The organism is Paenibacillus sp. MCAF9 (assembly GCF_052114265.1).
Taxonomy (GTDB): domain Bacteria; phylum Bacillota; class Bacilli; order Paenibacillales; family Paenibacillaceae; genus Pristimantibacillus.
Genome location: NZ_JBFREL010000076.1, coordinates 1 through 2,183 on the forward strand (window position 1 = coordinate 1; position 2,183 = coordinate 2,183).

Genomic DNA, 2,183 nt, shown 5'->3' on the forward strand with positions numbered 1-2,183 from the left:
CCGAAAGCAAGCACCCTCCGAGACGGATCCTGAGTACGGCGGGACACGAGAAACCCCGTCGGAATCCGGCAGGACCATCTGCCAAGGCTAAATACTCCCTGGTGACCGATAGTGAAGCAGTACCGTGAGGGAAAGGTGAAAAGCACCGCGGAAGCGGAGTGAAAAAGAACCTGAAACCGTGCGCTTACAAAAAGTCAGAGCCCGTTAAATGGGTGATGGCGTGCCTTTTGTAGAATGAACCGGCGAGTTACGATCACGTGCAAGGTTAAGTCGGGAAGACGGAGCCGTAGCGAAAGCGAGTCTGAATAGGGCGAATAAGTACGTGGTCGTAGACCCGAAACCGTGTGATCTACCCCTGTCCAGGGTGAAGGTGCGGTAACACGCACTGGAGGCCCGAACCCACGCATGTTGAAAAATGCGGGGATGAGGTGGGGGTAGCGGAGAAATTCCAATCGAACTCGGAGATAGCTGGTTCTCCCCGAAATAGCTTTAGGGCTAGCCTCGAGGAATGAGCGTCGTGGAGGTAGAGCACTGATTGGGTGCGGGGCCCGCCAAGGGTTACCAAGTCCAGTCAAACTCCGAATGCCATAGACGTGCTACTCGGGAGTCAGACAGTGAGTGCTAAGATCCATTGTCAAGAGGGAAACAGCCCAGATCATCAGCTAAGGTCCCCAAGTGTGTGTTAAGTGGGAAAGGATGTGGAGTTGCAAAGACAACCAGGATGTTGGCTTAGAAGCAGCCATCATTTAAAGAGTGCGTAATAGCTCACTGGTCGAGTGACTCTGCGCCGAAAATGTAACGGGGCTAAACACACCACCGAAGCTATGACATGTACCRTWWGGTACTTGGGTAGGGGAGCGTTGAATACGGATTGAAGTTGGACCGTGAGGACTGGTGGACTGTATTCAAGTGAGAATGCCGGTATGAGTAACGAAAAGACAAGTGAGAATCTTGTCCGCCGAAAGCCTAAGGGTTCCTGAGGAAGGCTCGTCCTCTCAGGGTAAGTCGGGACCTAACGCGAGGCCGAAAGGCGTAGTGGATGGACAACAGGTTGAAATTCCTGTACCACCGAAGATGAAGCCGTAAGGCGAAGTATACGGGCTGACGCCTGCCCGGTGCTGGAAGGTTAAGGGGAGCGGTTAGGGGTAACCCGAAGCTGTGAACCGAAGCCCCAGTAAACGGCGGCCGTAACTATAACGGTCCTAAGGTAGCGAAATTCCTTGTCAGGTAAATTCTGACCCGCACGAATGGCGTAACGACTTGGGCGCTGTCTCAACGAGAGATCCGGTGAAATTTTAATACCTGTGAAGATGCAGGTTACCCGCGACAAGACGGAAAGACCCCATGGAGCTTTACTGTAACTTGATATTGAACTTTGGTACGATCTGTACAGGATAGGTGGGAGCCTWWGAAGCATGAGCGCCAGCTTGTGTGGAGGCAACGTTGGGATACCACCCTGATCGTATCGGAGTTCTAACCTAGAACCGTGAAACCGGTTCGGGGACCGTGTCAGGTGGACAGTTTGACTGGGGCGGTCGCCTCCTAAAATGTAACGGAGGCGCCCAAAGGTTCCCTCAGAATGGTTGGAAATCATTCGAAGAGTGCAAAGGCATAAGGGAGCTTGACTGCGAGACCTACAAGTCGAGCAGGKACGAAAGTMGGGCTTAGTGATCCGGTGGTACCGAATGGAAGGGCCATCGCTCAACGGATAAAAGCTACCCTGGGGATAACAGGCTTATCTCCCCCAAGAGTCCACATCGACGGGGAGGTTTGGCACCTCGATGTCGGCTCATCGCATCCTGGGGCTGAAGTAGGTCCCAAGGGTTGGGCTGTTCGCCCATTAAAGCGGTACGCGAGCTGGGTTCAGAACGTCGTGAGACAGTTCGGTCCCTATCTGTCGCGGGCGCAGGAAATTTGAGAGGAGCTGTCCTTAGTACGAGAGGACCGGGATGGACGTACCGCTGGTGTACCAGTTGTTCCGCCAGGAGCACCGCTGGGTAGCCAAGTACGGACGGGATAAGCGCTGAAAGCATCTAAGCGTGAAGCCCCCCTCAAGATGAGATTTCCCAGTATGTAAGACCCCTTGAAGACGACGAGGTTGATAGGTTCGGGGTGGAAGCACAGCAATGTGTGTAGCTGACGAATACTAATCGGTCGAGGGCTTATCCTAAACACGTTTACTG

At 53.6% G+C, this 2,183-nt stretch carries 1 rRNA gene; it reads left to right on the forward strand.

The features are described 5' to 3' along the window. Positions 1-2,170 (forward strand): 23S ribosomal RNA (locus tag AB4Z45_RS32880); the annotation flags it as partial. Positions 2,171-2,183: the final 13 nt, after the last annotated feature.